The sequence below is a fragment of the Serratia sp. Ag1 genome, assembly GCF_000743355.1.
Lineage (GTDB): Bacteria > Pseudomonadota > Gammaproteobacteria > Enterobacterales > Enterobacteriaceae > Chania.
Map to the genome: position 1 here is coordinate 175,723 of NZ_JQEI01000002.1, position 26,557 is coordinate 202,279.

At 52.8% G+C, this 26,557-nt stretch carries 23 protein-coding genes; 3 read left to right on the forward strand and 20 right to left on the reverse strand.

The features are described from left to right. Positions 1-154: 154 nt before the first annotated feature. From IV04_RS01090 to IV04_RS01140, 11 genes are all read right to left on the reverse strand, one after another. Positions 155-790 (reverse strand): helix-turn-helix domain-containing protein, encoded by a 636-nt coding sequence (locus IV04_RS01090; RefSeq protein WP_037400407.1) that lies wholly within the window; start codon positions 788-790, stop codon positions 155-157. Between the two features lie 614 nt (positions 791-1,404). Then, the gene (locus IV04_RS01095; protein WP_037396308.1) at positions 1,405-1,887 is read right to left on the reverse strand and encodes a flavin reductase; all 483 of its coding nucleotides are present in this window, start codon (positions 1,885-1,887) and stop codon (positions 1,405-1,407) included. Between the two features lie 9 nt (positions 1,888-1,896). Beyond that, a complete protein-coding gene (locus IV04_RS01100; protein ID WP_037396203.1) occupies positions 1,897-2,829 on the reverse strand; it encodes a PDR/VanB family oxidoreductase in 933 nt (310 codons plus the stop codon). 16 nt (positions 2,830-2,845) lie between these two features. After that, positions 2,846-3,586 (reverse strand): SDR family NAD(P)-dependent oxidoreductase, encoded by a 741-nt coding sequence (locus tag IV04_RS01105; protein ID WP_037396205.1) that lies wholly within the window; start codon positions 3,584-3,586, stop codon positions 2,846-2,848. Between the two features lie 9 nt (positions 3,587-3,595). Then, complete coding sequence (locus IV04_RS01110; RefSeq protein WP_037396208.1) at positions 3,596-4,078, reverse strand: aromatic-ring-hydroxylating dioxygenase subunit beta; 483 nt, start codon at positions 4,076-4,078, stop codon at positions 3,596-3,598. After that, complete coding sequence (locus tag IV04_RS01115) at positions 4,065-5,387, reverse strand: Rieske 2Fe-2S domain-containing protein (protein ID WP_037396210.1); 1,323 nt, start codon at positions 5,385-5,387, stop codon at positions 4,065-4,067. The genes IV04_RS01110 and IV04_RS01115 overlap by 14 nt, the downstream gene beginning before the upstream one ends. After that, entirely contained in the window at positions 5,377-5,928 is a 552-nt protein-coding gene (locus IV04_RS01120) for a nuclear transport factor 2 family protein (protein WP_037396211.1), read from the reverse strand. The genes IV04_RS01115 and IV04_RS01120 overlap by 11 nt, the downstream gene beginning before the upstream one ends. Positions 5,929-5,939: 11 nt before the next feature. Then, positions 5,940-6,299, reverse strand: a complete 360-nt coding sequence (locus IV04_RS01125; protein ID WP_037396214.1) for a hypothetical protein — start codon at positions 6,297-6,299, stop codon at positions 5,940-5,942. 23 nt (positions 6,300-6,322) lie between these two features. Further along, positions 6,323-7,450, reverse strand: a complete 1,128-nt coding sequence (locus IV04_RS01130; protein ID WP_037396217.1) for an acyl-CoA dehydrogenase family protein — start codon at positions 7,448-7,450, stop codon at positions 6,323-6,325. A gap of 115 nt (positions 7,451-7,565) precedes the next feature. Next, entirely contained in the window at positions 7,566-8,690 is a 1,125-nt protein-coding gene (locus IV04_RS01135) for an amidase (RefSeq protein ID WP_037396311.1), read from the reverse strand. Positions 8,691-9,097: 407 nt separating this feature from the next. After that, the gene (locus IV04_RS01140; RefSeq protein WP_037396220.1) at positions 9,098-9,565 is read right to left on the reverse strand and encodes a MarR family winged helix-turn-helix transcriptional regulator; all 468 of its coding nucleotides are present in this window, start codon (positions 9,563-9,565) and stop codon (positions 9,098-9,100) included. A gap of 578 nt (positions 9,566-10,143) precedes the next feature. Here IV04_RS01140 and hpaX point away from each other — a divergent pair. The 3 genes from hpaX to tynA all read left to right on the forward strand — a co-directional run bounded on the left by hpaX (position 10,144) and on the right by tynA (position 14,974). After that, a complete protein-coding gene (gene hpaX, locus IV04_RS01145) occupies positions 10,144-11,532 on the forward strand; it encodes a 4-hydroxyphenylacetate permease (RefSeq protein ID WP_037396223.1) in 1,389 nt (462 codons plus the stop codon). 58 nt (positions 11,533-11,590) lie between these two features. Further along, the gene (gene feaR, locus IV04_RS01150) at positions 11,591-12,505 is read left to right on the forward strand and encodes a transcriptional regulator FeaR (RefSeq protein WP_037396226.1); all 915 of its coding nucleotides are present in this window, start codon (positions 11,591-11,593) and stop codon (positions 12,503-12,505) included. A gap of 177 nt (positions 12,506-12,682) precedes the next feature. Then, positions 12,683-14,974, forward strand: a complete 2,292-nt coding sequence (gene tynA / locus IV04_RS01155; protein WP_037396229.1) for a primary-amine oxidase — start codon at positions 12,683-12,685, stop codon at positions 14,972-14,974. A gap of 189 nt (positions 14,975-15,163) precedes the next feature. Here the strand turns inward: tynA and IV04_RS01160 are convergent, their stop codons facing one another. From IV04_RS01160 to IV04_RS01200, 9 genes are all read right to left on the reverse strand, one after another. Continuing rightward, positions 15,164-16,663, reverse strand: a complete 1,500-nt coding sequence (locus tag IV04_RS01160) for an aldehyde dehydrogenase family protein (protein WP_037396232.1) — start codon at positions 16,661-16,663, stop codon at positions 15,164-15,166. A 161-nt stretch (positions 16,664-16,824) separates the two neighbouring features. Then, entirely contained in the window at positions 16,825-17,475 is a 651-nt protein-coding gene (locus tag IV04_RS01165) for a CPBP family intramembrane glutamic endopeptidase (protein WP_037396234.1), read from the reverse strand. Positions 17,476-17,700: 225 nt separating this feature from the next. Continuing rightward, positions 17,701-18,237: a hypothetical protein gene (locus IV04_RS01170; RefSeq protein WP_037396237.1), complete on the reverse strand. Its 537-nt coding sequence runs from the start codon at positions 18,235-18,237 to the stop codon at positions 17,701-17,703. Positions 18,238-18,718: 481 nt separating this feature from the next. Then, a complete protein-coding gene (locus IV04_RS01175) occupies positions 18,719-19,741 on the reverse strand; it encodes a fimbrial protein (RefSeq protein ID WP_152562779.1) in 1,023 nt (340 codons plus the stop codon). A 98-nt stretch (positions 19,742-19,839) separates the two neighbouring features. After that, the gene (locus IV04_RS01180) at positions 19,840-20,529 is read right to left on the reverse strand and encodes a molecular chaperone (protein ID WP_037396242.1); all 690 of its coding nucleotides are present in this window, start codon (positions 20,527-20,529) and stop codon (positions 19,840-19,842) included. A 95-nt stretch (positions 20,530-20,624) separates the two neighbouring features. Beyond that, positions 20,625-23,135, reverse strand: coding sequence for a fimbria/pilus outer membrane usher protein (locus IV04_RS01185; protein ID WP_231566249.1), 2,511 nt, complete (start codon positions 23,133-23,135; stop codon positions 20,625-20,627). A 488-nt stretch (positions 23,136-23,623) separates the two neighbouring features. Continuing rightward, entirely contained in the window at positions 23,624-24,160 is a 537-nt protein-coding gene (locus IV04_RS01190) for a fimbrial protein (protein ID WP_037396247.1), read from the reverse strand. A gap of 671 nt (positions 24,161-24,831) precedes the next feature. Continuing rightward, complete coding sequence (locus IV04_RS01195; RefSeq protein ID WP_037396316.1) at positions 24,832-25,617, reverse strand: SDR family NAD(P)-dependent oxidoreductase; 786 nt, start codon at positions 25,615-25,617, stop codon at positions 24,832-24,834. Between the two features lie 31 nt (positions 25,618-25,648). Further along, on the reverse strand, positions 25,649-26,524 hold the full coding sequence (locus tag IV04_RS01200; RefSeq protein WP_037396250.1) for a 6-deoxy-6-sulfogluconolactonase: 876 nt from the start codon (positions 26,522-26,524) through the stop codon (positions 25,649-25,651). Positions 26,525-26,557: the final 33 nt, after the last annotated feature.

Consider the following 26,557-nt stretch of genomic DNA (forward strand, 5'->3'; position numbering starts at 1 on the left):
ACCTGTAAGTGACAGCGCATAGCCAGCACCTGAATAACTTAAAGAATAATGGGTATATATCTTAGAACCCATCCCAACAGGCGTCATTATTACGGCCAGCTTGAGCGCTGCCCAGATTAAAAACGGCAATAAAACAGCCTGTTGGGATGGGTTCTTAGTTAGGAACGAAGAGATTTCTGATGTGTACAAGCCGGGCATTGATGATACTGACCCTGTCCTGATCCCTTAAATTCAATAAAATACGTTGAATGCAGCTACGCGATAACGTTGTACGCTGTTCGATAAACTTCAGCACTGAGGTATTTGCACGAAAATCCTCAGGAAACTCCATCAAATGCGCCAACATATTTTTTACAATGTCCTCTGACTTATTCTTCAGGATGTAACTGTCACGTAAATAAAGCAGTGACATCTTGTAAGATACCGCGTTGATATACTCTTTTTGCAAGCCAAGTTTATTGATAAGATTCTGAGCTCGCGTTCTGGAAAGCTGATATAAACAGCTATAGGGCCCTAACTCTATCGAATAGTGAACCCCAGCCGCTGGATAAAATGACAGGCCGATAACATAGGGGGAAAAAACGGTAGAAATGATAAGACCATCCTCGAGCCGACAGAGATTGGCACTGCCTCTCTCCAGCAGAAAAACTTTAAAAAAGTCAGGATCATTCTCAACTCTAATACCTTTAGTTACGTTCTTCTGCTGTTTAGGGATAACCTTTTCTGCATGAGGAATCAGATTATTGAGCAGACGATTAAACGCAGCATAAGGTTTTTCAATCTTAAACATACCCCACCGTTTCTTTTAAAAGATAACCAACACGATCAAATTACAGCCTGCAAAATGTAGCATTGAGCTCCCCTAAATAATTCGAGTTGCCTATGGGTGACGGCGCGTAGCCAACACCCAAGCGACTTGAAGTATGACGGGTATAATGTTTATCAACTTTCAATTGTATATATGATGGTATAGAAAATAGTTCAGCTCTGCATCAGAATCATAAAAATAGAATTTTCATCTAAAAAAATTGATAAAAAATCAACAAACGATATAAAGATCCAAAAAAATGCAATAGCTATTACATGTTAAACCAAAAGAACATAATGGGTGGGAGGTTAATAAAAAGAAAACAAAACCTTAATCATGTTAATTAATATACCATATGATTAATACCTCTTATGAGGTATTAATCATATGGTATACCCTAAATAATTCGAGTTGCTTGACAAAAACGCAACGCGTTTTTGAACAGCACTTGTGCTGGCCCCGAAGGGGCGAGGCCCAGATTTGGGCCGAGTCACGCGGCAACGGAGCGAAGCCCCAGGAACTTACTCAAGTAAGTGACTGGGGTGAGAGCAGGAAGCCAACACCCAAGCAACTTGAAGTATGACGGGTATACGTTATTATTCTGCCAGATCATAGTAACGACGGTTGAAATACACCAAACCACGTGGGCATTCCGCGACCCGCACCGCCTGCACTTGGCAATAAAATACTGTGTGACTACCGACTTCATGGAACTCGTTAATCTCACAGTCAAAATTAGCCACCGCCGAGCCCAGCACTGGCGCACCGGTGGTCAACACTTGCCAGTTGTCGTGGATAAACCGCTGTTCAGAACGCAGGGTAGCGTTGGCAAAAACCCCCGACAATTCACGATGGTGGCTGGACAGTACGTTCACGCACAGCTTACCGTTCTGTTTAAAATGCAGATTGGCAAATGAGTTACGGTTCATACATACCAGTAAAGTCGGTGGTTGATCGGTCACGCTACAGACCGCCGAGGCAGTGAAACCATATTTTCCTGCCGGGCCGTCGGTGGTGATCACCGAGACTGCGCTACCCAGTTGCGCCATGGCATTACGAAATTCAGTTTGCAGCATCATCATGTTCCCTCATAAATCGAGTACCAGGTGCGGGCTTTTCGCCCGTGAGCAACAGGGTAAAATCAGCGTGTTAGCCGCCTTTTCCTCATCGGTCAGATAACTGTCGCGATGATCCGGTTCCCCGGCCAGCACGTCGGTCAGGCAACTGCCACAGATCCCCTGTTTGCAGGACACACAGACTTTCAGGCCGCTCCGTGCCAGCGCTTCAACAATGCTCTGATTCTGTTCAACCCGCACACGCAGGCCGCTGCTGGCAATGGTCACCTCAAAAGCCGCTCCTTGAGTGACCACTTCAGCGCCAAAACACTCCTGATGGATCTGATCACGGCGATAGCCCAAGGCGCTGGCCTGCTCGCTGACCGCCGCCATCAAACGGGCCGGGCCGCAGACGTAAACATGGGTGTTCTCTGGCACGTCCGTCAACACCGGGGCCAGCGTCAGGCGCTGCTGGTCACTGAAGTACATCTGTACCCGGCTGGCATAGGGTGAAGCCTCCAGAGTTTCGGCAAACGCCGCCTGCTGACGAGAGCGGGCACAATAGTGCAGGCTAAAGGAGCAGCCAGACGCCTGTAACACCGTCGCCATCGCCAGTAACGGCGTAATCCCCACGCCGCCGCCAATCAATAGGCTGTGCCTGGCGGTGGGATCCAGCGCAAACAGATTGCGCGGTTCCCCCACCCGCACCTCATCCCCCGGCTGTAACGCATGGGCCGCCAGAGAACCGCCCTGCGATTGCGGGGCTTTCAGGATCCCCAACTGATAGTGATAGCGATCGGCAGGATCGCCACACAGGGAATAGGGGCGCACCAGATCGTTGCCCAAGTGCAGATCGAGGTGCGCGCCAGCCGCAAAAGGGGGCAACTCCCCACCATCAGGCCGCTTCAGCGTCAGCAGCACCACCTCACCCTGCAACTGCCGGGCAACCACGCGTAATAACAACATATCGACTCCTTACGCTTCAGCGCATCAGCAGGCCACCGTTGATATCCCAGGTCGCGCCGGTAACAGATGCCGCCTGCGGCGACGCCAACAGCACCACCGCCTGCGCCACAAACTCTGCATCCCCTAACGTGCCGACCGGGATCTGCTGTAGCAACCCTGCCAGCTTGGCTTCTGGCACCAACGCATGCACCGAAGGTAAATCCAGCGGCCCCGGAGCAATCGCGTTAACGGTCACCCCGGATTGACTCAGCTCACGGGCAAACACTTTGGTCAGGGTCAAAATGCCGCCCTTAGAGGCCGCATAATGGGCTCCAGAGGCCGTGCCGCCATTCTGCCCCGCCAGCGAAGCCAAATTGATAATGCGGCCATAGCCACGCGTGGCAAAATAGCGCCCCAGCGTCTGACAACTGACAAAGGTGCCGCGCAGATTGGTGGTGATTACCCGGTCAAACTCGTCGGCGTCGATCTCCATCAGCGCAGTTGCCAAGGTCAACGCCGCATTGTTGACCAACACCTCCAGGCTGCCAAAACGTGCCAACGTAGCCGCCAGCGCGCGTTCAAAATCTGGCTTCTGACAAATATCCAACCCCAGCGCCAACACGCGTTCTTCGCCGTTATCCAGTTGCCGTGCCGCCTGCTGTGCCCGTTGGGCATCCACATCGGTCAACACCAGTTGATAGCCCTGCTGTAACAACCGGCGGGCAATGACCAGGCCCAAACCGCTGGCAGCACCGGTCACTAATGCTGTTTGTGTCATGTTCCCTCCTTACAGGATGTAACCAATGCTGTGCAGCGCATCGTCGCTGTTAATCAGGCGCACCACCTTTTGCTGGAGCAACCACTGCTGCCCCTGCCGCGCCAATCGGTAAGTGATATCGGCGGCATAGTGGCGGCTGCTGCCTTTACGGTGTTCCCACAGCGACTGGGCACAGCGCACCACCATCTGGTGTTCGTCGGCTTCCAACAGGCGAAAACGCGAGAGCGTTCGCAACGTGCGGGCACGCGGCGTGGTGGAAATCGACTCGCCGCTATAGAGACGCTGTACCCGTTTGGCACGCATCGAGTGATCGTCATAGGCGTAGTTCAGGCTATTTTTGAAGTCGGTTTCCTGTGGATCGATCGGGATCACGTACAACCCTTCGGGCTGCCACAACGTCAACCAGCCATCGAAATCCCCCTGATCGAGCAGATCGCCTTCCAGATTGATCAACGCGATAGCGTCAAACAGCACGGTGTTAGAGGTTTGCATTGGGGCTCTCCGTCATCAGTTTTTTCCACATCTGGTAGGCAGCACGCATGCCGGTTTCTGCGCTGACATCGCTGCGTAAACCGTCGGCGGTGGTTTTTTCACCGGCCAGCCCGCGATTCAGCATGATCCACAGATCGTCCCCGGCGCTGGCTCCGCGTTGTACCCGTTCCCAGGCCTCTGAGTCATCCGGCGTGCCAAAGCCCATCGGCCCCTGAAAATGCTCGTGCATCCGCAAGCGAGCCTGATTGGCAATCTCCGGCCCGCCGTCCATGGTGATCACCGCATGGTGGATCTCGGTTTCATTAACCGATAACGGCTGCAACACCCGGAAAAACGCCATCGAACAGGCAATATTGGGGAAGATATTCAGATTGAACCCGGAACCACCAACCGCACGGACGATGCGCCGCACCTGCTGTTCGTCATGATCCTGGCGCAGCGCTTGTGCCAGTTCGACAAAGCGTTCGGGGATCGGTGCATCCAGGTTGGCCTCAAGATCGACCAATTCAGGGATCATCACCATCACGCTGTGGCCATTGCCCAGATCTTCGACATAACCGCTGCCGCCGACAAAGTTGAGCATTTCTTCGGTTTGTTTATTCACCGAGCTTAAGAAGGAGCGATGCACCACCGGGAAATGGTAACCATCGGTGGTATTTTCCAGCTGGATTTTCCAGTTGCCGGGGAAGCGGAAACGGTGCGCCGGGCCGGTTTTAACCGGGTAACCTGCACCCTGCTTCATAAACAGATCGATCCACTTCTTAGCCGCCCCCAGGTAGTCGTCCAGCGGTTCGATATCCATATTGAAGGTGGCAAAAACCATGCCGCCATACTGTTCGGTCCGCAGCCGTACCAGCCCCAGTTCACCTTTATCCAACTGGTCTGCATAGCTTTCTGGGTGCGGCACACCGCGCAGGCTGCCGTCCAACGCATAACCCCAACCGTGATACGGGCAGACAAAACTGTTGGTTTTGCCACTGCGATGCTCGCACACCGTCGCAGCCCGGTGGCGGCAGCGGTTGAGCAAGGTGTGGATTTCGCCCTGGCGATCGCGCACCACAATCACCGGTTGAGTGCCTATTTCGCTGGTCTTAAAGCTGCCGCTTTCCGGCACTTCGCTGACGTGGGCCACCCACACCCAGGTTTTGCTGAAGATTCTGTCCAGTTCCAGCGCAAACAGTTCAGCCGAGGTATACAGCGAGGTATGTACCCGATCGGCTTGCACCAACGCCGCAATCTCTGCGTTGTTCAGCGCCTGATGGGCAGTTGCCTCAAGATTTTTCACCGGGATGGCGTTATCACAATTCATGCTGGTTCTCCTGTACTTGAGCTAAGCGCGGTGTTTCTGCGGGTACGGGCAGTTCTGCCGTACTGTTCCAGTGGCTCACTGGCCGACCAAACAGGCGGCGAGTGGTAAAATGCGCCATCTGCATGGCATCTCCCTGGCGGACAAACCAGGCAACGATCTCTGCCGCGCTCAGATGGGCGCCCCCTGCGCTGAACGCTGAGGTTTGTAACATCAGCCAACAGCCACGCAGCCGCCCCGGCGCTTCATGAACGATCGCCTCAGAACAAAGGAAGTGCGCATTCATGGCAAAGTGCGCGGGTTGGCGCACATAGCGCTGCATCATCCTGACAATCGCCGCGCGCCCCTGATAACCCCCCAGCACACTGGCGTAAGGATCGCCAATGCCTTCCCAGCACGCGTTCTCGGTAAATAATTCGCCAATAGCCTGCGCGTTTGCCGGGCTGTTGAGATCGTCACACAGGCGCATGTAGTCACTGATGCATATCCGCACCGCCTGTTGATCTTCCAACTGCTGTAAACGCTGAGCGTCCTGTAAGTTCATCACCCACTCCGTCAGTGTTGGATAATCAGCTCACGCCCAACGCGAGCTTCCACCTTGCAGTACTTCCACAATTTATAGGTGCCTTCTCCGACCGGGGTGCTGCGGAACAGGTTGCATACTGCGCTGACGCAGTCGAGCGTGTCGGCATCCGCCAGCACGTAGGTCGTCCACGGCCAGCCCGGCGACGGCCCGACCATAATCTGGTCGTCGTCCATATTGCCGATCACCCGGATACCCGGCATTTCCGCCATGCCCTTCATCATCACGCCAAAGGCCTGCCATACCTGTTTAGCTTCCGGGCCAGTGGCATCGAAAAAGTTCTGGTTTACGCCGATGCAAAACAGCACCCGCAATGTGTTTGATTGGCTCATCGCTCATTCCTTTTCAGTTAACATCACAAGTAACCCGGCAGCGGTTGACCGCCAAAAAACACCGTACCGGCATTGATATAAGAGAGATCCCCCATAAAGGCGTGCTGGGTGATCACCAAGGTGTCGCGCACATAGCGCTGCAAAGGGCTGGTGAGCACGATCCCGCCCATGCCGTTGAGTGCCAATGCCTGGCGAGCCGCTTCTGCGGCTACCCGGGTGGCGTGCGTAGAAGACAAACGCAGTGCGTTGATCTGTGAGCAAGAAGCCTCGTCCCCTGCCAGCAGCGTTTGCCAGACATCATCAATCGCTTCATAGAACCAGGCGCGGGCAGAGCGTAATTCAGCCTCGCTCCGGGCAATCTGCATCTGAGCCTGTTGCCGCTCGGCCAGGCGCGGTGCCCCGGTAACCGACTGTTGGCGATGGGCAATGGCGTAAATCTCATTCAATGCGGCACGTGCAATACCGAGCGCCACCACTGAAAGCACCTGTGTCGCCAGCGATAAGGCCGGGTAGCGATACAGCGGCCCTTCCAGGTTCAGCGGCGCACCCCGGATAAAGGTCCATTCTTGCGGGACAAACGCATCGTTGATCACCAGATCGTGGCTGCCTGTCCCCGCCAGCCCAACGGTATTCCAGACGGGATCGATCTGGACGCTGCTTGGCGGTAAGACGGCCATGCGCGGCAACGGTTGCCCCCCTTCCGGCATGATCCCCACGCCAAACACCGAAGCCCCCAGGCAACCGCTGGCAAAACTCCAGCGGCCCGTGATCCGGTAGCCACCATCGACCAGCGGTGCGCGCTGCGGCGGGAAAATCCCCCCGGCAAACACCACATCCGGGCCATCGCGATAGAGGAGTTTCAGAGTCGCGAGTGGCAATGCCCCAAGGTAGAACGGGTTCATGCCAAAGCTGGCGACCCAGCCAGCAGAACCATCGGCAGTCGAAATCTGTTCGATCAGTTCGCAAAACTGGGCCGGGGAACATTCATCGCCGCCGAAGGCTTTAGGCACCAGCGCACGGTAAACGCCGATCTGTTTAAAGCGCTGAACAATGTCTTCAGGGATATGGCGTTGTTGCTCAAAATCGCCACTGCGGGCAGTGATGTCCCCCAACAGCGGGGCGATATCTTCACGAATGTGTAAGGCTGACATGGCTTCCTCCCGAGTTATTTTTGCGGCGCGCAGGCAGCAGGATGCCGCCACAGTGAGCCGTGCTGACTGAGTGGGTTGATAGATTTCAGGGTGGATCAGATCCGGGCGATCGCCGTCAGTGGTGCAGCCTGGCCAGCAGGTGTCCCGCCGCCTCCACCAGCATCGCGTCGCGGCCTTTGTTGGCGACCAGTTGCAGCGCCACCGGGCGGCCATCAATCTCGCCAAGCGGGATGGAGATCGCCGGGTGTCCACTCAGGTTGAACGGGCGCACCAGCCGCGTCATGCTGACCACTTTCAGCGGATCATTGGCTTCAGATAGCAGCGGGGGCAATTCCGGTAAGGTCGCCAATGCCAACAGTGGCGTACTGGCCAGCAGGGTATCCAGACGATCGCTAAAACGGCGGCGAACCTGCTCGGCCTCAGACAGCTCAATCGGGCTCACCGATTCACCAGTGCGAATGCGGCTGGCGATATCACGGGAGACGCCGTCCATCTCCAGCAATGCATGGAATGCCTGCCAGTTTTCATGGCTGATGAGGGTTATTCCGGCCAGATAGGCCGGTTCCAATTCGGGTAACAGAGTGGGGTGCAACCTGGCTCCGGCCTGCAGTAAGGCCTGATGAATTAACGCATCAATACGCGGTGCGGCGGCGCTAATCAGCCCTATCGGCGGTAACCCATGCCAGGCTTCACCCGTTGGAATGGCCAAACGGGCAAGCACCTCTCGCAGCACAGCAGCTTCGCGGGCAAACAACCCCACACAGTCCAGAGAACTGACCGGCGGCATAACACCTTGGCGGCTAAGCAGGCCGTAAGTCGGTTTCAAACCCAAAATACCGCAACAGGCCGCAGGCATGCGCACAGAACCACCGGTATCGGTGCCGATGGCAAAATCCACCTCACCAGCCGCCACCACCGCCGCTGAACCACTGGAAGAACCACCGGGGATCAACTGCGGATACTGCGGATTCAACGGCGTCCCACTCCAGGGATTAATCCCTGTAACACCAAACGCCAGTTCATGCAGCGTGGTTTTGCCCGTCAGAATACAGCGTTGATTCAACAGGGTATCCACAATCTGTGCATGGCGCAGAGCAGGCGGGGCTAACGCGAGGGCACGACACCCCGCTTGCGTTGCATGGCCTGCAACGTCGAGCGTATCTTTCACCGCAAAACGCAGGTCGCCTTGCCCCAGGGTAAATCTCTCAATGTAGGCATTGCTCTCACATAAATGGTTCATTATTTCGACCTTGATGATAAACAATGTATCTATTTCAGGAATAGTCATCTGAGGCTGATGCAGAGGCATGTTGCCTGCACGCTGCCTTAGGTAACGCCCTCGTTCAGTAGTCAGCCCTGATGTCTATTTTTTGATCTGGTTGACGCTGGAATCATCATGGCTGAATTAGATGAATATTCAAGTAATATTTCACATAAAAATCACAAACAATTAACAACCCATATAACAATACAAACTTAATGGTTAATGATTTATTGCCTTGAATAAGCTAAAGAAAAGAGTATTGCTGATAAAAAAAGCCATCAGAGAAAAACCCAATGGCCTTTTTAAAATGTTTTATTTACAGTAAGTTAAAAGCCATCTGTTTATGCAGATCACAATTTTGCAATCGCCATCCCTGTCAACGATTACAGCTCATTGAGATTATGCAAAACGCGGCCCAGGGACAGGTTCATTTTCTCGATCTGCGCCGCAGTCATACCCTTGAAGGCCTTTTGAAACACCTTCTGCGTCAGGCGCAACGCTTCTTCCACTTTGGCCTTTCCGGCTGGGGTCAGTGTCACTTCGGTCACGCGGGCATCCCGTTCACTGCTGAGCGTGGTAACCAGTCCATCCTCGCGCAAACGCCCGACGATCTTGGTCACAGTGGGCATTTTTGCCAGCGCATATTCAGAAATCTGCGAGATGCTGGCCTTATGATATTGGTGGGTGATCGCCAATACCCGAAAGCGCGAAACGTCCAGTTGAACCTTCTTGAGGGTGACTTCCATGATTTGGGTATAACGCGCATAGACATTGACGATCCAGTAAAAAGGGAATTCTTCGCGGTGAAAAACCGGATCCTCATGCGGCAGGCTATCAGGCGTTGTGCTCATCATTTTCCTTACTGAGGGAAGTAGTTGCGCAACGATTATAGCCGCTTATATCGAGCCTCTGTAGCACTACCCTGAACCGATATGTGCCGTTGCTCTCTGTTATGACCCTACGTGGCCGAACATCGCACAAAATTGATACAAAAATGAAACATAGTTAACATTTTTGTATCATTTATGAAAAACTTGTTGCTTGCCGAAACCATTCCTTCCTATAAGTGAGCCAAGCTCCAGCGTTGATCCTTGCAAGAGCGATCTACAGACGGCCAGCGGCAAGCACTGAAATAACGTATTTTTTGTCATGGCATTAGCTGATTTACCCACGTGCCTGCTCTGGTTCCTAACTATTTATAATATCTATACCCAAAATAATTCGAGTTGCTTGACAAAAACGCAACGCGTTTTTGAACAGCACTTGTGCTGGCCCCGAAGGGGCGAGGCCCAGATTTGGGCCGAGTCACGCGGCAACTGAACGAGGCCCCAGGAGCTTACTCAAGTAAGTGACTGGGGTGAGTGAGGGCAGCCAACACCCAAGCAACTTGAAGTATGACGGGTATATAAAAATTATATGCGGAGTCATCATGAACGGTAGCCCTATTGCTGAACCCATATCGCATGACCCACCAGGTTATTCAGCGGCAGGCAGCATCAAACTCAATGCCCGTCAGCAGGCCGTTATCAATAAGCTGTTCCGTCGGTTGCTGGTGTTTTTATTTATTCTGTTTGTCTTTTCTTATCTGGATCGCATCAATATTGGCTTTGCCGGTCTGACCATGGGGAAAGATCTGGGCCTGACCAGCACCATGTTCGGCCTGGCCACCACCCTGTTTTACGTGATGTATGTGGTCTGTGGCATCCCCAGTAACATCATGTTAGGTATCGTCGGCGCAAGGCGCTGGATAGCCATTATCATGGTGGTCTGGGGAGTGGCTTCCACCGCAACCATGTTTGCCACCGGGCCTAACAGCCTGTATGTACTGCGGATGCTGGTCGGTATTGCGGAAGCCGGTTTTTTACCCGGTTTGCTGCTGTATTTAACCTACTGGTTCCCCGCTTACTATCGTGCCAGGGCCAATGCGCTATTTATGATTGCCATGCCGGTCACCATGGCGCTGGGCTCGCTGGCCTCCGGCTACATTCTGAGTATGGATGGCCTGCTGGATCTGCGCGGATGGCAGTGGCTGTTTCTGCTGGAGGGATTCCCTTCAGTGTTGTTGGGAGCCGTCGTCTGGTTCTATCTGGACGATAGCCCAGCCAAGGCCAAATGGTTGACGGATGACGACAAAGCCTGCCTGCAGGAGATGATGGAAGCCGACAAGTTAAGCCTGGTACAACCTCAGGGCAGTATCAGCTATACCGCCCTGCAACATGGCAGCATGTGGCGCGAGCTGTTTACCCCGGTGATTTTGCTCTACACCTTGGCGTACTTCTGCCTGACCAACACCCTGAGCGCCCTGAGCGTGTGGACTCCACTGATTCTGCAGAGTTTTAACCAAAGCAGCAGCAACATTACCATTGGCTTTCTCAGCGCGGTCCCGCAGATTTGTACCATTATCGGCATGATCTGGTGGAGTAAGCGCTCAGACCGCAAGCAGGAACGCAAGGTGCATACCCTGCTCCCCTATCTGTTTGCTGCGGTTGGCTGGATGTTCACGGCGCTTGGCACCCACAGCCTGTTGCAGCTGCTGGGGATTATTATGGCCTCCACAGGGGCGTTTGCCGCCATGGTCATCTTCTGGACCACGCCGGATCAATCCATCAGCTTGCGCGCCCGGGCCATCGGTATTGCGGTGATCAATGCCACCGGCATGAGCGGTGCAGCGCTGGGCCCCCTGCTGATGGGCTGGCTGAAGGATGTTACCGGGAGCTTTAATGCCGGTATCTATCTGGTCGCCGGTTTTCTGGTGCTGGGTGCGTTGGTGATCTCTTTCATTCCCATGAAAGGCAGCCGCCCCAGAGCCACACCTTAAAAACCAGCGAAATAGCCCTTAATGCCCGCCCGTTAAGGCTAATTTTCAAGGAGTTAAGATGGCCACTTCCATCAATCCCGGTGACGCCAGCTTTGAACAGTGGTTAGTACAGGTGAATTCGGCCTGTGGTCGGTTTTGCGCTAAAACGCTAGCCCCCGGATTTGCGGGGGCAATACAGGAGTTCCACTCTCATGCTTTGCGTCTGAGCGTGGTTGATGTGGCTCAGGCCCGCCTTTACCGCACCCGCCGGGAGATTGCCCAAAGCGATAACTCCCACTTTTTTATTGCCTTCCAGTTACGTGGCCAGTCGGTCATGGAACAAGGTGGGCATCAGGCCATGCTGTCTGCGGGGGATATCACTTTTATCGATGCCTCAAAAACCTGTAATTTTACCTATCAGGGCAGTTCGCGCCAGCTATCGCTGGTGTTGCCGCGCAGTTATGTCGAACAGCATCTGCGTTTTATACAACTCCCCTGCGCGCAGCGCATTGGTGCCGACAATATGGTGGCAAAACTCAGCCAGCAGTTGGTTATAGGCAGCATGCAGAACCCGCAAATGAACAAAATTGAAAGCGAGGCGGTGCTAAACGCCGTTGCCAGTTTGCTGCCCCCCGCCCTCGCCGGGCAGGACGCAGGGCACGATGTTCACGAGCGGCTCTTTAGCCGTTCACTGATGTTTATCGACAAGCATATTCAGTCTGAACAGCTACGACCGGAATGGATCGCCAGTGAGATCGGGGTTTCCGTGCGCAGCCTGTATCGCATGTTCGCCCGCAAAGGGCTGGTGGTGGCGCAATACATCAAAAACCGTCGTCTGGATCTCTGCGCACAGGCGTTGCGCCAGCTAAAAGAGCGGCAAAAGCTGGGTGATATTGGTTATGACTGGGGATTTGCCGATCACAGCCATTTTTCCACCGCCTTCAAGGCACGTTTTGGGATGTCGCCAAGCGAGTATCGCAAACAATACCTGTAATCCTCAGCGCCCGAACGATTCCCGCAGATTGTCAGAAGCGACAAACAGGATGGCAAGCACAACAAAATATCCCCCGAGAAGAGTTGCTATGGTGAACCTGGGGCCTGCTCTACAGGCAACTCGAATGATTTTGGGTATCGCGGATGCAATGCTTCTTTTATTCGTAATGGGGAAATCATGGCGCTTACAAAACCAATAATGAAAACCACCTGCTTGCCAGCCACTATCGCGCTGGCGTTAGGTTTGCTGGTCAGTAGCGGCTGGCAGTCAACGGCGCTGGCTCATGGTGCCACGGCCCGTATGGTGCCGATGCAAAAAACGCTTGAGGAGTTTGGTGCCCGCGTGCAGTGGGATGATTACGCTGGCATGTTCACTATCGTTAAAGACGGTGCCTATGTGAAGGTCAAGCCGAATACCCGCGAGGCGCTGGTGAATGGCAAGCCGCTGAAACTCCAGGCACCGGTAGTCTTCAAGGGCAAAACGGCGTTTATGTCCGATGCATTTATCAATGAGGTGTTCCAGTCCGGCCTGGATCAGACCTTTGCCGTGGAACAACACGTGCATCCGCTGAACCCGTTGAGCGCGGCTGAAATCAACTCGGCGGTTGCCATTATCAAGACGGCACCGGAGTATAAAAGCAACCTGCGTTTTACCGAGATCTCACTACGCGCACCGGCGAAAGATCGGGTTTGGCAGTTTGTCCTGAACGGTGGCAACACACAGCAACCACGGCAGGCCGACATCACCCTGCTCGACGGAGCGCATATCATTGAAACCGTGGTGGATTTGCAGCAAAAGAAAGTGCTGTCCTGGCAGCCAATCAAAGACGCTCAGGGGATGGTGTTGCTGGATGATTTCACCAGCGTTCAGACCATCATCAATGGCAGCAAAGAGTATGCTGCAGCCTTGAAAAAACACGGGGTTCAGGATCCCACTAAAGTGATCACTACGCCGCTGACGGTCGGGTATTTTGACGGTAAAGATGGTCTGCGACAGGACCAGCGCCTGCTGAAAGTCATCAGTTATCTCGATGTGGGTGATGGTAACTACTGGGCGCATCCGATCGAAAATCTGGTGGCCGTGGTCGATCTGGAACAGAAGAAGATCATCAAGATTGAAGAAGGGCCGGTGATCCCGGTGCCGATGAAGCCCACGCCGTACGATGGCCGCAACCGCCAGGCTCCACATCTCAAACCGCTGGAGATCGTGGAGCCGGAAGGTAAAAACTACACCATCACCGGCAATACCATCCATTGGCAGAACTGGGATTTTCACCTGCATCTAAACTCCCGCGTTGGGCCGGTGATCTCAACCGTGACCTATAACGACCATGGCCGGAAGCGCAAAGTGATGTATGAAGGCTCGCTGGGCGGCATGATTGTGCCTTATGGCGATCCCGACGTGGGCTGGTATTTCAAAGCCTACCTGGATGCGGGTGACTACGGTATGGGCACGCTGACGTCACCGATCGCGCTGGGTAAAGATGCGCCACAAAACGCGGTATTGCTGAATGAAACCATAGCCGATTACACCGGCAAACCCACCGAGATCCCGCGAGCTATTGCGATCTTTGAACGCTACGCCGGGCCTGAATATAAACATCAGGAGATGGGGCAGCCGAATATCAGCACCGAACGCCGTGAACTGGTGGTGCGCTGGATTAGCACAGTGGGTAACTACGATTACATCTTCGATTGGGTATTCCACCAGAATGGCACTATCGGTATCGACGCCGGGGCGACCGGTATCGAAGCCGTGAAAGGCGTAAAAGCCAGAACCATGCAGGATCCCACCGCCAAACAGGACACGCAGTACGGTACGCTGATCGATCACAACATCGTGGGAACCACCCACCAACATATCTACAATTTCCGTCTTGATATGGATGTGGATGGCGATAACAACAGCCTGGTGGAGCTGAACCCTGATGTTAAACCTAACGATCGTGGCGGCCCACGCACCAGCACCATGCAGGTCGATCAGGTGAAGGTGAGCACCGAGCAACAGGCTGCGCAGAAGTTCGATCCTTCCACTATCCGCCTGTTGAGTAACCCTAACCGGCTGAACCGGATGGGCAACCCGGTCTCTTACCAGTTGATCCCTTATGCGGGCGGCACCCATCCGATCGCCAAGGGGGCTAACTTTGGTAAAGACGAGTGGATTTATCATCGCCTGAGCTTTATGGATCGGCAACTGTGGGTAACCCGCTACAACCCGGACGAGCGCTACCCGGAAGGCAAATACCCGAACCGTTCAACGCATGATACCGGGCTGGGGCGATACACTGCCGACAATCAATCGATAGACAATACCGACAACGTGGTCTGGCTCACCACCGGGACCACCCATGTGGCACGTGCGGAAGAGTGGCCGATTATGCCAACCGAATGGGTACACGCCTTGCTCAAACCCTGGAATTTCTTCGATGAAACGCCAACGCTGAATCTGAATGGGCAACAGCAACAATAGTTGTTCAGACTGCTCATAAAGCCCGTTATTAGGGGGAGCGTGCCGAAGGGGTCGTAGCGGCGTAAGCCGCCGGAGCGCCCCTCGGTGCGCTAGACCCGGGTATCTCGGGCTAAAAGACCACTTTGTCATCAAGCTCAGGGGCAAACCACGGTTTGCCCCTGGTTGTTTCAACGGCCCCGAGGGCTAAAATCAATAACGGATACAGACCGACTTCGATTCGGTATACGCATCCAACCAATCCGGGCCAAAATCACGGCCACTGCCAGACTGCTTAAAGCCACCAAACGGCATGTTGGCGTCGATCAGCGTATGTGTATTCACCCACACGGTTCCTGCCTGAATGCGTGGGGTATAGGCCATGGCCGCTTGCAGGCTGGTGGTCCATAAACTGGCCGTCAGACCATAGTCGGTATCATTGGCTTTACGCAGGGCTTCTTCGGCATCTGCCACGCGGATCAGGTTAACCACCGGGCCAAAAACCTCTTCCCGCGCCAGGTTCAGGTTATCGTCGGGATTAATCACCAGCGTAGGGGGGATATAAAATCCTTGGGTGTCCGGCCCAGCAGAACCACTGATCAGCTCGGCGCGTTTGTTTCTGGCATCTTCCAGATAGGCGGCCACCTTGTTGCGATGAGCCACAGAAACCAGCGGATTGATCTGCGTGCTGCCATCCATGCCCGGCCCGACGGACAGCGATTTCACCGCCTGCTCAAAACCAGCGACCAGGCGATCGTAAATCGGTGCTTCAATGTAGATGCGGGAACTGGCGGCGCAGACCTGCCCCTGATTGAGGAAGCTGCCTGCCATCAGGCCCTCAATCACCTGTTGCAGATCGGCATCTTTCAGCACGATTGCCGGATTCTTGCCGCCCAACTCCAACGTGACGCGGGTTAACCGTTCGGCTGCCGCTCGCGCTATCCCTTTACCCACCGGGGTAGAACCGGTAAAGCTCACTTTGGCGATCAGCGGGTGTTCGGTCAGCGCTTTGCCGCACACCGCTCCCCTGCCAGTGACCACGTTGAAAACGCCCGGCGGCACACCGGCTTCGCTTGCCAACCCCGCCATGCGCAGCAGCGTAAGCGGCGTGGTTTCCGAAGGTTTGATCACAATTGAGCACCCCGCAGCCAGTGCAGGCATCACCTTCCACATACCGATCAACAGTGGGAAGTTCCAGGGCACAATCCCGGCTACCACGCCGATGGGTTCCTTGCGGGTATAGACCTGATAGCGGGCTCCCGGCGGCATCGGGATGGAGACATCCAGCGTCTGCCCCACAATCTTAGTGGTTAACCCGGCGGTATAGCGCATCCAGTTCAGCGTGCAACCCACTTCAAATGCGCGGGAAATATTGATCGACTTGCCCTGCTCCAGCGTCTCCAACTGGGCCAGTTCTTCACTATGCTGCTCAAGCAGATCGGCATAGCGCAACAAAATGCGCTCGCGTTCAGCGGGCAGACACTGCGCCCACACGCCATCGGTAAATGCCTGGTGAGCAGAGGTGACAGCCAGTGCCACATCAGCAACATTGGCATCGGCTGTCGAAGAGATTTGCTGACCGTCGGCGGGGTTATACACCGCCAGCCGCTGTTCAGCCTGAGAAACCTGCCACTGGCCGTTGATATATAAGCCATGCTGGCGGTCAAGGAAACGCGTTACGCTATCCAATATGGTTACGCAATTGTCAGGCATACACCCTCCTAAGGTGAGATGAAGAGACCATTAACCTTAAAAGTTTATAGCGATATGCCAGAATCGGCTTTTATCTGCCTGACATTCGGTTTGCGTAGCGTGACATAGGCGGCTGGATGAGGGTTCCGTCCGCTGGGCCACAGACATTCCCAAAACGCCCTTTAGCTCAACGCCATCACCCAAGCTACGGAAACTGTATTATTAATCGAATGAAGCACCATCGGCATCAGCAGGCTGCCAGTTCTTATTCTGACTTCACAAAGGATCGTAGAAAAAATAAACAATGAAATAAACGTCACCGGATAGAGATATTGCGTGTGTGCAAAAGCGAACAGCAACGAAGTAATAACTACCGCCAGCAATCGCCCTCTGTGACCAAAACCAATCCCCGCATTCAGTAAAAAACCACGGAAGATAATTTCCTCCGAGATCGGAGCTAACACACAAATAGTTATCACTAGCAGGATTTTAGTGAACGTTGATGGCTGCATCAGGCTTTCCATCCAGGGTTCAGGCTGGCCGAAAAATTGAAAAATGGCCGTTAATCCCAACAGCGCGAAGCCCGGTAACCACATATCCTGCAGAGCTATTTTCCCCAACGGCATTAAGCCAAACGATTTCTGATAATGCTTCCATGCCAGTAGTGCAAAGGGAAGCCAGAAAATGATATATAGCAGAGGAGTTGCCATGCCAGAACGATACATTCCCACATAGCCTGGAAACAGCAACAGGGAAAATGAAAGAGCAAACCATCCTATCCACACAGAAACACAAATCAGGGCATGAGTGACCCGATCAATATTCTCATTCATCATTACATTCCGTTAATTTTGCTCATGCACTTGGCAATCCATGATGCTTCAATGCCGTTATTTTTAATGTTTTTTTAACATAGTTTTCAAAATGAACCCTACCTACCTTGGCAATGAGTCACTTTATTATCGATTTAGGTGATCGTCTAAACGATCACCTGAAATATGCCGACAGTTACACCAAATTATGGCTAGGCTCAAAAGAGTTCAAGCAACCCTTCCAGATTAATCGAACATGCCGGAGGGGCAGATGTTGTCTGCTTTCCAATCAACTATTTTGGCATTTGGATCCAGATCTCTTACCGATACGCTATCGCCTGAAAACTCTGAACCAGTAACGACAATATCGTAATCATGATTAGGTTGAGGAATGAAGGTATATGTATAAGACCGTTGAGTGTTTTGATAGTATCCTGCCTGTGTCCAGTAGTGAATTACTCTCACCAACTGCCCTGGTTTAATAGTAAATTCATTTATGAAAGCCCCTTTATTGTTAGATGATTCTGGCATTCCTATTCTTTTATTACCAGTAACAGGGATCCCCATAACAGCTAGACCAGACGTAATTCGGCGCTCTAAAACTTTTTTATAGCAACCATTAATCTGCTTTTCGAAAAATTGCAGGGCCGTATTGCCATCGGATGCAGTACGGATACGTGCTGCATCCGAACCTTTATAGTCTTCCAACGAAGGTCTAAGACCTGCCGAACATCCACTCAGCAATGTCACCATAATTCCAGTAACAACTAGTTTTCCATACATCTTTTATTTTTTATCCTTAACGTTTCTATTACTTGTTCATCAGAGAGAAAGTTTACAAGCAGGGTACAGCTAAGAAAAGGGAAATCATCCGGTACTACTGCAAAAAACACCGAGAATGCAATAATTAGCTTGTTAACATTTAATTCACAAAACACCCGATACTTCCCGATAAAAAGGCAATTCATTAAATAGTTATGTGAACTTTTCCTGTAACAGCAAGCGCTAGCTTTCTTTGTTCCATCATGCAAACTGAATATCGGGCATAACTGGTGTTGTTGGTTTGCAACATGGTTTATTTTTCCTTTTTTGCCATAAACGCAGATTAATAAGTGAAAAACTTGGCTATCCCAAAACGCTATCGGCTTTAGATATCAGCTGTGGGCAAGCTCCTGTCGCTGATATCCTCTCCACCTGCGGGATGAACATTCTTTCCCTGAACCAGGAGAGTTGCGGCAGACAACTCAAGTCAGCCGCTGACGCATTATTGATAGCTCAGGGTAAAGGTGGCTGTGGTGTCAACAGTTCCGACAGTCATGCTGCTGAGCAATGGCACGGTCATATAATATTTTGCGGTTAACGGGATATTGACCGCCTGGTTGTCAACTGTTGTTATCGGGGCCCCCAACGTGCCCAGTGCATTCAGCGGCTGCACTACGCTACTGCCCGCCGTCCCTTTGAACAACTGCACCCCCACCCCGGTTGCTCTACCGGTTCCGGTGGTATTGGCCAGCACGTTGGTCGTTGCCGTTGTGCCGTCAATCCGGTAATACACGTTGATGTTCTGCCCGCACACCAGGTTTATCTGGAATTCCTTGACTGCGTTTGCATCAGAAGAGGAGGTACTGCCACTGGTAAAAGACCTGAGCTGCACCGTAGGCAGCGTAACCGTTACACTGTTATTGTTGACCGTACAGGCGCTGCTCTTCCCTGCGGTGGTCCCTGTCAGTGTCAACTGGGACGATCGCGCAACATCATAGTAGGCGACCGCACCCACACCAGAGTAGGTCAGGGTACCCGTGCCGACGGTGGCAGCGATTTTTACCAGTTGTACAAAATACCCCGGTTGCGATATAAATGGCCCGCCGCCGATATCGCTCTCATAGGGCCCGGCAGAAGTGGTCATCGCTCTATGGTTATAGGCCCCAGACACCGCTGTTCCACTACAACTGGCCTTACAATAATAAATACGGATCCCCACCCCAGGGATGGTGGTATTGTACACATCGGTAAACCCGGTAGCCAAACCGCGACTGGAAACAGTGCTAGTCAAGTAGGCCATGGTCCAGGCACCTGGAGCATCACAGTAAATATTGTTCACATAAACGCCGACACGCCAGCCGGATTCCCACACCACCGTTCCTGAGGGAACATCACGCGCGACTACCAGGGTGCTGGGCAGGGTAATCGTGATATTCTGTGTGCCAGAAGGAGCATAACAAGCGGCCCAGAGTTTATTGGTGAAAAAAAAGCCACACAACATGATCAGCATTATACTTCTTTTCATCTTGTCCCCATCACTGTTGGTTCTTATAGGTTTGTTCGTCGTGAGCGTTAAGACTGGGCCACGAGCCCCCCCATCCCCCACGCCCTTCAGGCCAGTGCTCAGAGAGCACTCTGATAGCTGTCACTGGCTCCTCCGGCATCGTTAATAATGCGCCAGCTCACGGTATTGCCATGGGCTTCACGGGGTACCACAAAGGTAGTGCTGCTCTTTGGTGCCACATAGGTGACATTTTCCAACGGGGTGTTTCCCACCAGGATCTCTTTAAAGTTCATGTAAAACGCACTGGGGTTATTGACGGTTAACCGTGTGCCCTGACGTTGCCATTGCAAAGTTTGGGCAGCCTGCTCAGGGATACCGGCTACGGCGGTGGGCCGATAAAGCAGCTTGATCCGGGTCTTGACCGCAATCTGCAACGTATTACTGACTTGGTTAACCGGGTTGGTCGACGCGCCAATCGATTTGACGTTCAGCCAGAACAGGGATTCACGATCTGTGGGGAGCTGATCGCTGGTACGGATGACACGTAAGGTATTGTCCTGCTGCGCCTCGAAACGAAACAGCGGCGGGGTAATGATAAACGGCAAATCGGTGGTTTCACCTTCCGGCCCCTGCAGCCAGGACTGTACCAGATAGGCAGAATCGTCCGGGTTCTTGAGGTTTAATGAAACCGACTTCTCCACGGCGGGGTAAACCAGTCGGGTGGCCCCCACCACGATCCCGGCATGAGCCAGGTGGTTGCCGAGCAGAGTAGACAGCAGCAGGCTGCAGACCAGAGAGAGATATTTCATGATTTACTGACTCCAGAGTAAATTGTTGCGCCCAAAATGGCCGCAAAGTAATCGCCAAGGTTTAAGCAATATCAGGTTTGATAACACGCAGAGTTTTATTGGCATTGCAGGTGGTCGAGTTTATAAATCCCGGCAGCCAGTTGGTGTTCTGGCAGGTGGTAAGAGACTTTACACCGGTTGTTTGCCCCTTGACCCCAGCTCACCAGCAACTGCCCCTGTTCTGCCAGACCGGTGAGATACACCTGACCGTTGTCCCCCACAATACTGCCCTGGGCCTTGCCCTGCGCCGGGTTGCTGACCATCGCGCCAAAGGGAACCAGCGTGCCATCGCGTTGCCGCAGAATCGCCAGCGCACGGTATCCAATCTGGATATCGAACTCGGCCCTGGCCACAGCCCCCCGGGTAGGCACCAGCGTCTTGCTGCTCAGGCTGACTTCGGTATCTTCCGGCAACGAGTCCATATCGAGGGCCACTTCGTTCTTGCGATAAGGGCTGGCATAAGGCAGAACGGCATACCCCTGCCAGTCGGTTTTCACGCCGGTATGGTTAACCACCTCAACCCCTTTGGCGCCGGGGGCCTTCACCAGCATGACCGTTTCCCCCAGAGACTGCCCCAGGGTGACTCCCCCTTCGTGAACCAGCACCGAGCCTTTCACCCCATAGTTGACCTGCTGCTGATTGGGGGCGCGGCTGTACCCGGCATTGAGTTCAGCCAGACTCCCCTGGTAACTGGCATTCAGGTTGGTACTGTTACTGCTAGGGTTGTCATGTGCCGCGTGGGTATAACCCTGCTGGACACCCCAGTTAAGATTATTCCCCGCCAGCGCGGTACCAGACACCCCTACCGTGTGGGAGGTGCCCTGGTTATTGCCACCATTCATGCCATAACTGCCCCAGGTGGAGGGCAACCATTGGCTCAGCGGCACCGAGAGGCTCAAGGAAAAGCTCTGATCATTCTCACGTTGCTGGTTGCCAGCATGCTGATTTTTGTTCTGTGCATAGGTGTAGTTAAGGTTGTAGCCAATCCCGTGCCAACTGTTGCCATAACCAGCACTGATCGATTGCATCTTGCGGCCACTGCCCCAGTACTCCTCCCGGATAGCACTCAGAAAGAGTGAACCTCGCTCCTCGAACAGGTTCTGGTTTAACAGGATTTCGGCGCGGTAACGATTTTCACGCCTGGTCAGATTCTGTTGCGGACGATAGCTTTCTGCCACGTCCTGCAGGGTTGCATACTCGCTGGTGGAATAGCGGTAACCGGCGATGGCAAAGTTGGTGCCGGTTTCCACGAAATTCTTACTGTAGCGTGTTCGCCAGGACTGCCCATGACGCCGTTCTTCGCCGCGCATTTTGGCTGAGCTGTGGCTGACGTCAGTCGAGAGGGCACCCAACGCCCCCAGATTGCTGCCTACCCCCAGTGCCCCGGCCTGATAATCCTGGGCGATCTGTGTTCCCCCATACAGCGTCAGCCCGTAATGCAAGCCATAAATACCGGTCAACTGGCTAAATGACAGTTTCTTGGCGTTACTGTCATAAGATCGGTATTGCCCACCTGACAGGCTATATTTCAGTTGTCCCTCACGTTGCAGCACCGGCAGGGAAGCGAACGGGAACACCAACTGCTGCTCACTGCCATCGGCTTCCTGCACGGTAACCAGTAGATCACCGCTCCCGCCCGTGGGGTAGATATCGGTAATTTCAAAGGCCCCCGGTGCCACAGTGTTCTGGTAGATGATAAAGCCGCCCTGGCGAATGACGACTCTGGCATTGGTACGCGCAATGCCGCGCACTACCGGGGCATAGCCCCGCACGCTGTCAGGCAGCATCTCATCGTCAGAAGACAGTTGCACACCGCGCAACGGCACACTCTCGAACACGTCGCTGGGAGCCACACTGTCCCCCAGCAATAACTGGCTATTCAGGCGGGAAATATCACGCTGAACATAGGTATAGATAGCCTTGCTGGTGGTTTCCCCCTGGTTGTTGCGGCTCCAGGTTGAGTAGTTGCGCAACCGCCAGTCCCCCATATTAAGACCGGGACGCAGGTTGAGAAACTGGCTGCCAGAATGGCGGCTCTGGTTTTGCGAATTCCACTGCTCGGAGCCGTTGAAGCTATAGTTGAGCAGCCCGGCGATAATCCCTGGGTCCCACTGTTCCCGGGGAACATAGCCCCGAGCCTGTGCAGAGAGCGCCGCCTGCGGGATACTGAGTTGGAGGAGTTGCTGGCCGAAGAGCAGCGTAGCCTTGGCGTCAGGTATCGCGGATAAATTGGCACAGCCTCCCTGCTCCAATTGTGCAAAGGGGACAGTTTTTACTCCCCAGGATTGCAATTGTGCACTGGAGAGACAGGGTTGCAGGCTCTGTCTGCCATCAGGGCCGGTTACTGCGGTGAAAATTACCGCTTGCTGGTTGGCTACTCGTTCACTATTGATATTGATATCAACATGATAGGTGCCAGGAACCTGTGAGCCGTTTTTTTCAAATATCGACAAATCCGGTCTGCTGACTTGGGAACCGATGTTCTCGATCAAAGAAGGGTTGAAATAGTCATCAGCCAGAGCCCACTGCCCTGTGAAACCCACCAGGAAAATCAGTGATCTTATCAAGCATACCGCTTCTTTTAATCTAAAAATGTGTCGGTTCTGATTCGGTAGATGTCGATTTTTCACGATGGCTGTCTCTCCATTAACTCAATAAATAAGAATGAACGCCCCCAAGAGCTGTCTTTTTCCGACGAGGTTAATCCATCAATAGCCCCCTCGTTCTTCATTGTTTATTGCTCTCTTTTTCAATACGCAAGTACGTGGTGACAGTGCTTTATCCCTTTGCCGGTTTTCTAGCGTCTCGAATGGATTGCAACTTACCTGTATTGCTACTTGCTTTAAAAAAACTTGAACCATCTGGTTTAAGCTGACATATCCAGGTTGTTTTTAAAAAAGGGTCAATAAAAACGACTTGGATATATCACCATGCCTTTGAGAAACAGAAATCAGCCGTGTTTCTGGTTACCAGAAAATGGCAATTTTTATTCTATAAGGGCCAAACAATCAGGCAATGTCGATTGTTGATGACCCTTAAGATTACGGTTGATTAATTAGTTGTAGTCAACCTCAAAGGTGGTAGTGGCATTGGCCGTACCTGCTGTTGCGCCGGCAAAGGCTTTATAACGCGCCACAAAGTTCAGACTGGTGACTGCCGTTGAAGCTGACAGATCCAGATTCTTCGCCACAGAATCTGTTCTCATGGCAATAGGGGTGGCACCATCTTGTTCAAGCAGTTGTACACCCACCCCAGTGGCTGTTTGCCCTGTATCCAGGGCCAACAGGGTGTTATCACTCGTTACCGTGGTCCCATCAAATTTCAGGGAGGCTTTGGTATAACCGTTGGCCGGGCAACCGGAGAGTGTTACGGTAAACGCCGTACCTGCCGAAGTCATACCTGCAGTAGCCAGATCACTTTTGGCAAAGTTACCCAACGCCACAGTCTGGGTTCCAGCAACACCAGAGGTGACATTACAGGCTGAGTCCAGAATATTACCTGTAAAATGAATAGTACCATCAACCGCCAATGCATTAGTGGTAGCAAGCATTGCTAGGCTGGCGAATACAGTAGCCACGACTGTTTTTTTCATTGTTTAAACCCCATTAAAAGGTAGAGAGAACCCCTATATAAAATAGAGGACTAGAGAAAATAAGTTCAGTTACTGACTACTTTCCTCTGTTTAAGGTAAAAATAGAAATAAAACCATCTCAAGTTCCTATGGCAATATTGATAGTAGTCGAGATAAACAAAATTAAAAGTAAATTTCTGGAAAAATAAAAAAACATTCCAAAATATTTAACCATTTAATTCACTTCTGTTTAGACTCTGTTTAAACAACGGCAAAATAAGCCACACAGAGTCAATTCACGGCGAATAACTTATAGTTTACCAACGGGATTATTTTTAATTTTATTATTTTAAATTAGTTTAATATTCAATACTAAAAATTTTATATATTTAATTAAACAAGAAAGAAAAATCCTAAAAACGTTATTTATGAAAAATATTTTCTCTATTTTTGACTAATTTTTGATCAAATGATGGGATATATACGACAGAGAACTATTTAGAGGCTGGCCACGAGTTTCACCATACGCTGAGTACTATCCTGCATGAGGAATGATTCAATACCGCCTGGAGCAAGCTCCAATTGACGCATATGGACAAGAGCAGGAACTCGCGACCGAAAATGCCCGGCTCAAGCGCCAACAGGTAGAACGAGATGAAGAGTTGACCACCCGTGGCAATCAGGCACTGTACTTATTGAATCGATAGCCCGGCATCAACGATGAAATTCTGCCCGGTACAGCCACGGCTGTCGTCAGATGCTAAAAATAGCGCCATGCGTGCACAGTCTGTTGCGTCCAATCGAAACTTGAGCATTTGCATTTCGATGAAACTCTGGTTAGCCAGTGCAAAGCCGCCGGGATCATTGGCCCACATGGCGTCTTGGCGAGCAGTGCGGATCGCTCCAGGCACCAAACTATTGACACGAATGCCGCTGGCTCCCAGTTCCCGTGCTAGTGTGCGGGTCATGCCGTTAAGCGCCGCTTTTGCCGTGGTGTAACAAACCATACTTGGGCGCCCCCGCATCCATGAAATCGACCCCATATTGATAATGACTCCGCTGCCTCGTTGGGCCATGCCGGGCACCACAGACTGTACAGCGAAAAATGCGTGCCGCAGGTTAGTTTCCATGCGCTCATCCCAAAACTCGACGCTCACATCCTGTAGCGGGTGACGATCATCCCTTGCTGCGTTGTTGATCAGTACATCAACAGCCCCCCACTTGGCTTCCACAGAGCTGATGCACTCCTTCAAACTTGCAATATCACGAACGTTGCATGGCATAAACGACACCCGCTCCTCGCCCAGTTGACTTGCCAGTGCCTGACCACCGATATCATCCATATCAATGAACGCCACACGTGCGCCTTGTTCATGGAAAGCTTCAACAAAAGCTGCGCCTATACCTGAAGCACCACCGCTGATCAATATCACTTTGTTCTTCAACGAGGGGTAACGTGTATCGGTGTGCTTACTCATGAAAATGTCCTTAAAAAATAATTGATCAAACTCAACCAGCAAACGTCGGTTCCGGGCAGCCGGGAACGTTAACTTCAACAGCAAATACACAACCTGAAAGCGGCCACTCGGCGAGCTCCTCGGCGCTACGGTTTTCCCGTGAACTGGTGATATACAACGTCCTGAGGTCAGGCCCGCCGAATGCAACCATGGTCGGCCACCGGGTAGGAACCCGGATCTCGTCCAGTTGAGTACCATCCTGGGCCAGCCGCAGAATGCGCCCACCGTCAAACTGCGCGCTCCAGTAACAACCCTGGCTATCAAAAGCAGCGCCGTCGGGGCGCCCGCCCGTGCCACGGTTAAAAGTTCGCACCGTCTGACGTGCTCCTGGCTGACCATCGGCATCCAGGGCATAGCGATAGAGCACATGATTCGGAGTGTCACTGTGATACATCCAGGCGCGATCCGGGCTAAAGGCCAACCCATTCGACACCATGACATCAGCGGCCATGACTTCTGCGCGCAAGTGCTCATCGATTCGCATCAACACTGCACCATTGCGGTCGCGAGGTTGCCAGATCGTCCCGGCCCAGAACCGCCCCCATGGATCGACACGGCCATCGTTAAAACGACTATCTGCGGGGTTGCAAGGGTTGTCGGCAAGTTTTTTGCCGAGCGTACCGTCCTCCGCCAACAAGTAGATACCGCCACGCAAAGCAACAATAAACCCGCCCTGGCGGCGCAGCCCATAACAGCCGATGTCTTCAGGCAGTACGATGCTGGCAACCGCCCCGGTTAACGGATCGAACCGGTGTAGTTGTCGTCCCAGAATATCAACCCAATAAAGGACCTGGTCCCTAACCGACCACACTGGGCATTCCCCCAGTTCGCTGGCCTGCTCGACGACACATTTAACGCTGTAACTCATGCCCTATCCCCTGAAGAACCATTTCCTGCTCAG

Excerpts from the sequence above, each read along its gene's own strand:
- IV04_RS01090 (WP_037400407.1), bottom strand. The coding sequence starts at position 790 with ATGTTTAAGATTGAAAAACCTTATGCTGCGTTTAATCGTCTGCTCAAT.
- IV04_RS01095 (WP_037396308.1), bottom strand. The coding sequence starts at position 1,887 with ATGATGCTGCAAACTGAATTTCGTAATGCCATGGCGCAACTGGGTAGC.
- IV04_RS01100 (WP_037396203.1), bottom strand. The coding sequence starts at position 2,829 with ATGTTGTTATTACGCGTGGTTGCCCGGCAGTTGCAGGGTGAGGTGGTG.
- IV04_RS01105 (WP_037396205.1), bottom strand. The coding sequence starts at position 3,586 with ATGACACAAACAGCATTAGTGACCGGTGCTGCCAGCGGTTTGGGCCTG.
- IV04_RS01110 (WP_037396208.1), bottom strand. The coding sequence starts at position 4,078 with ATGCAAACCTCTAACACCGTGCTGTTTGACGCTATCGCGTTGATCAAT.
- IV04_RS01115 (WP_037396210.1), bottom strand. The coding sequence starts at position 5,387 with ATGAATTGTGATAACGCCATCCCGGTGAAAAATCTTGAGGCAACTGCC.
- IV04_RS01120 (WP_037396211.1), bottom strand. The coding sequence starts at position 5,928 with ATGAACTTACAGGACGCTCAGCGTTTACAGCAGTTGGAAGATCAACAG.
- IV04_RS01125 (WP_037396214.1), bottom strand. The coding sequence starts at position 6,299 with ATGAGCCAATCAAACACATTGCGGGTGCTGTTTTGCATCGGCGTAAAC.
- IV04_RS01130 (WP_037396217.1), bottom strand. The coding sequence starts at position 7,450 with ATGTCAGCCTTACACATTCGTGAAGATATCGCCCCGCTGTTGGGGGAC.
- IV04_RS01135 (WP_037396311.1), bottom strand. The coding sequence starts at position 8,690 with ATGAACCATTTATGTGAGAGCAATGCCTACATTGAGAGATTTACCCTG.
- IV04_RS01140 (WP_037396220.1), bottom strand. The coding sequence starts at position 9,565 with ATGAGCACAACGCCTGATAGCCTGCCGCATGAGGATCCGGTTTTTCAC.
- hpaX (WP_037396223.1), top strand. The coding sequence starts at position 10,144 with ATGAACGGTAGCCCTATTGCTGAACCCATATCGCATGACCCACCAGGT.
- feaR (WP_037396226.1), top strand. The coding sequence starts at position 11,591 with ATGGCCACTTCCATCAATCCCGGTGACGCCAGCTTTGAACAGTGGTTA.
- tynA (WP_037396229.1), top strand. The coding sequence starts at position 12,683 with ATGGCGCTTACAAAACCAATAATGAAAACCACCTGCTTGCCAGCCACT.
- IV04_RS01160 (WP_037396232.1), bottom strand. The coding sequence starts at position 16,663 with ATGCCTGACAATTGCGTAACCATATTGGATAGCGTAACGCGTTTCCTT.
- IV04_RS01165 (WP_037396234.1), bottom strand. The coding sequence starts at position 17,475 with ATGAATGAGAATATTGATCGGGTCACTCATGCCCTGATTTGTGTTTCT.
- IV04_RS01170 (WP_037396237.1), bottom strand. The coding sequence starts at position 18,237 with ATGTATGGAAAACTAGTTGTTACTGGAATTATGGTGACATTGCTGAGT.
- IV04_RS01175 (WP_152562779.1), bottom strand. The coding sequence starts at position 19,741 with ATGAAAAGAAGTATAATGCTGATCATGTTGTGTGGCTTTTTTTTCACC.
- IV04_RS01180 (WP_037396242.1), bottom strand. The coding sequence starts at position 20,529 with ATGAAATATCTCTCTCTGGTCTGCAGCCTGCTGCTGTCTACTCTGCTC.
- IV04_RS01190 (WP_037396247.1), bottom strand. The coding sequence starts at position 24,160 with ATGAAAAAAACAGTCGTGGCTACTGTATTCGCCAGCCTAGCAATGCTT.
- IV04_RS01195 (WP_037396316.1), bottom strand. The coding sequence starts at position 25,617 with ATGAGTAAGCACACCGATACACGTTACCCCTCGTTGAAGAACAAAGTG.
- IV04_RS01200 (WP_037396250.1), bottom strand. The coding sequence starts at position 26,524 with ATGAGTTACAGCGTTAAATGTGTCGTCGAGCAGGCCAGCGAACTGGGG.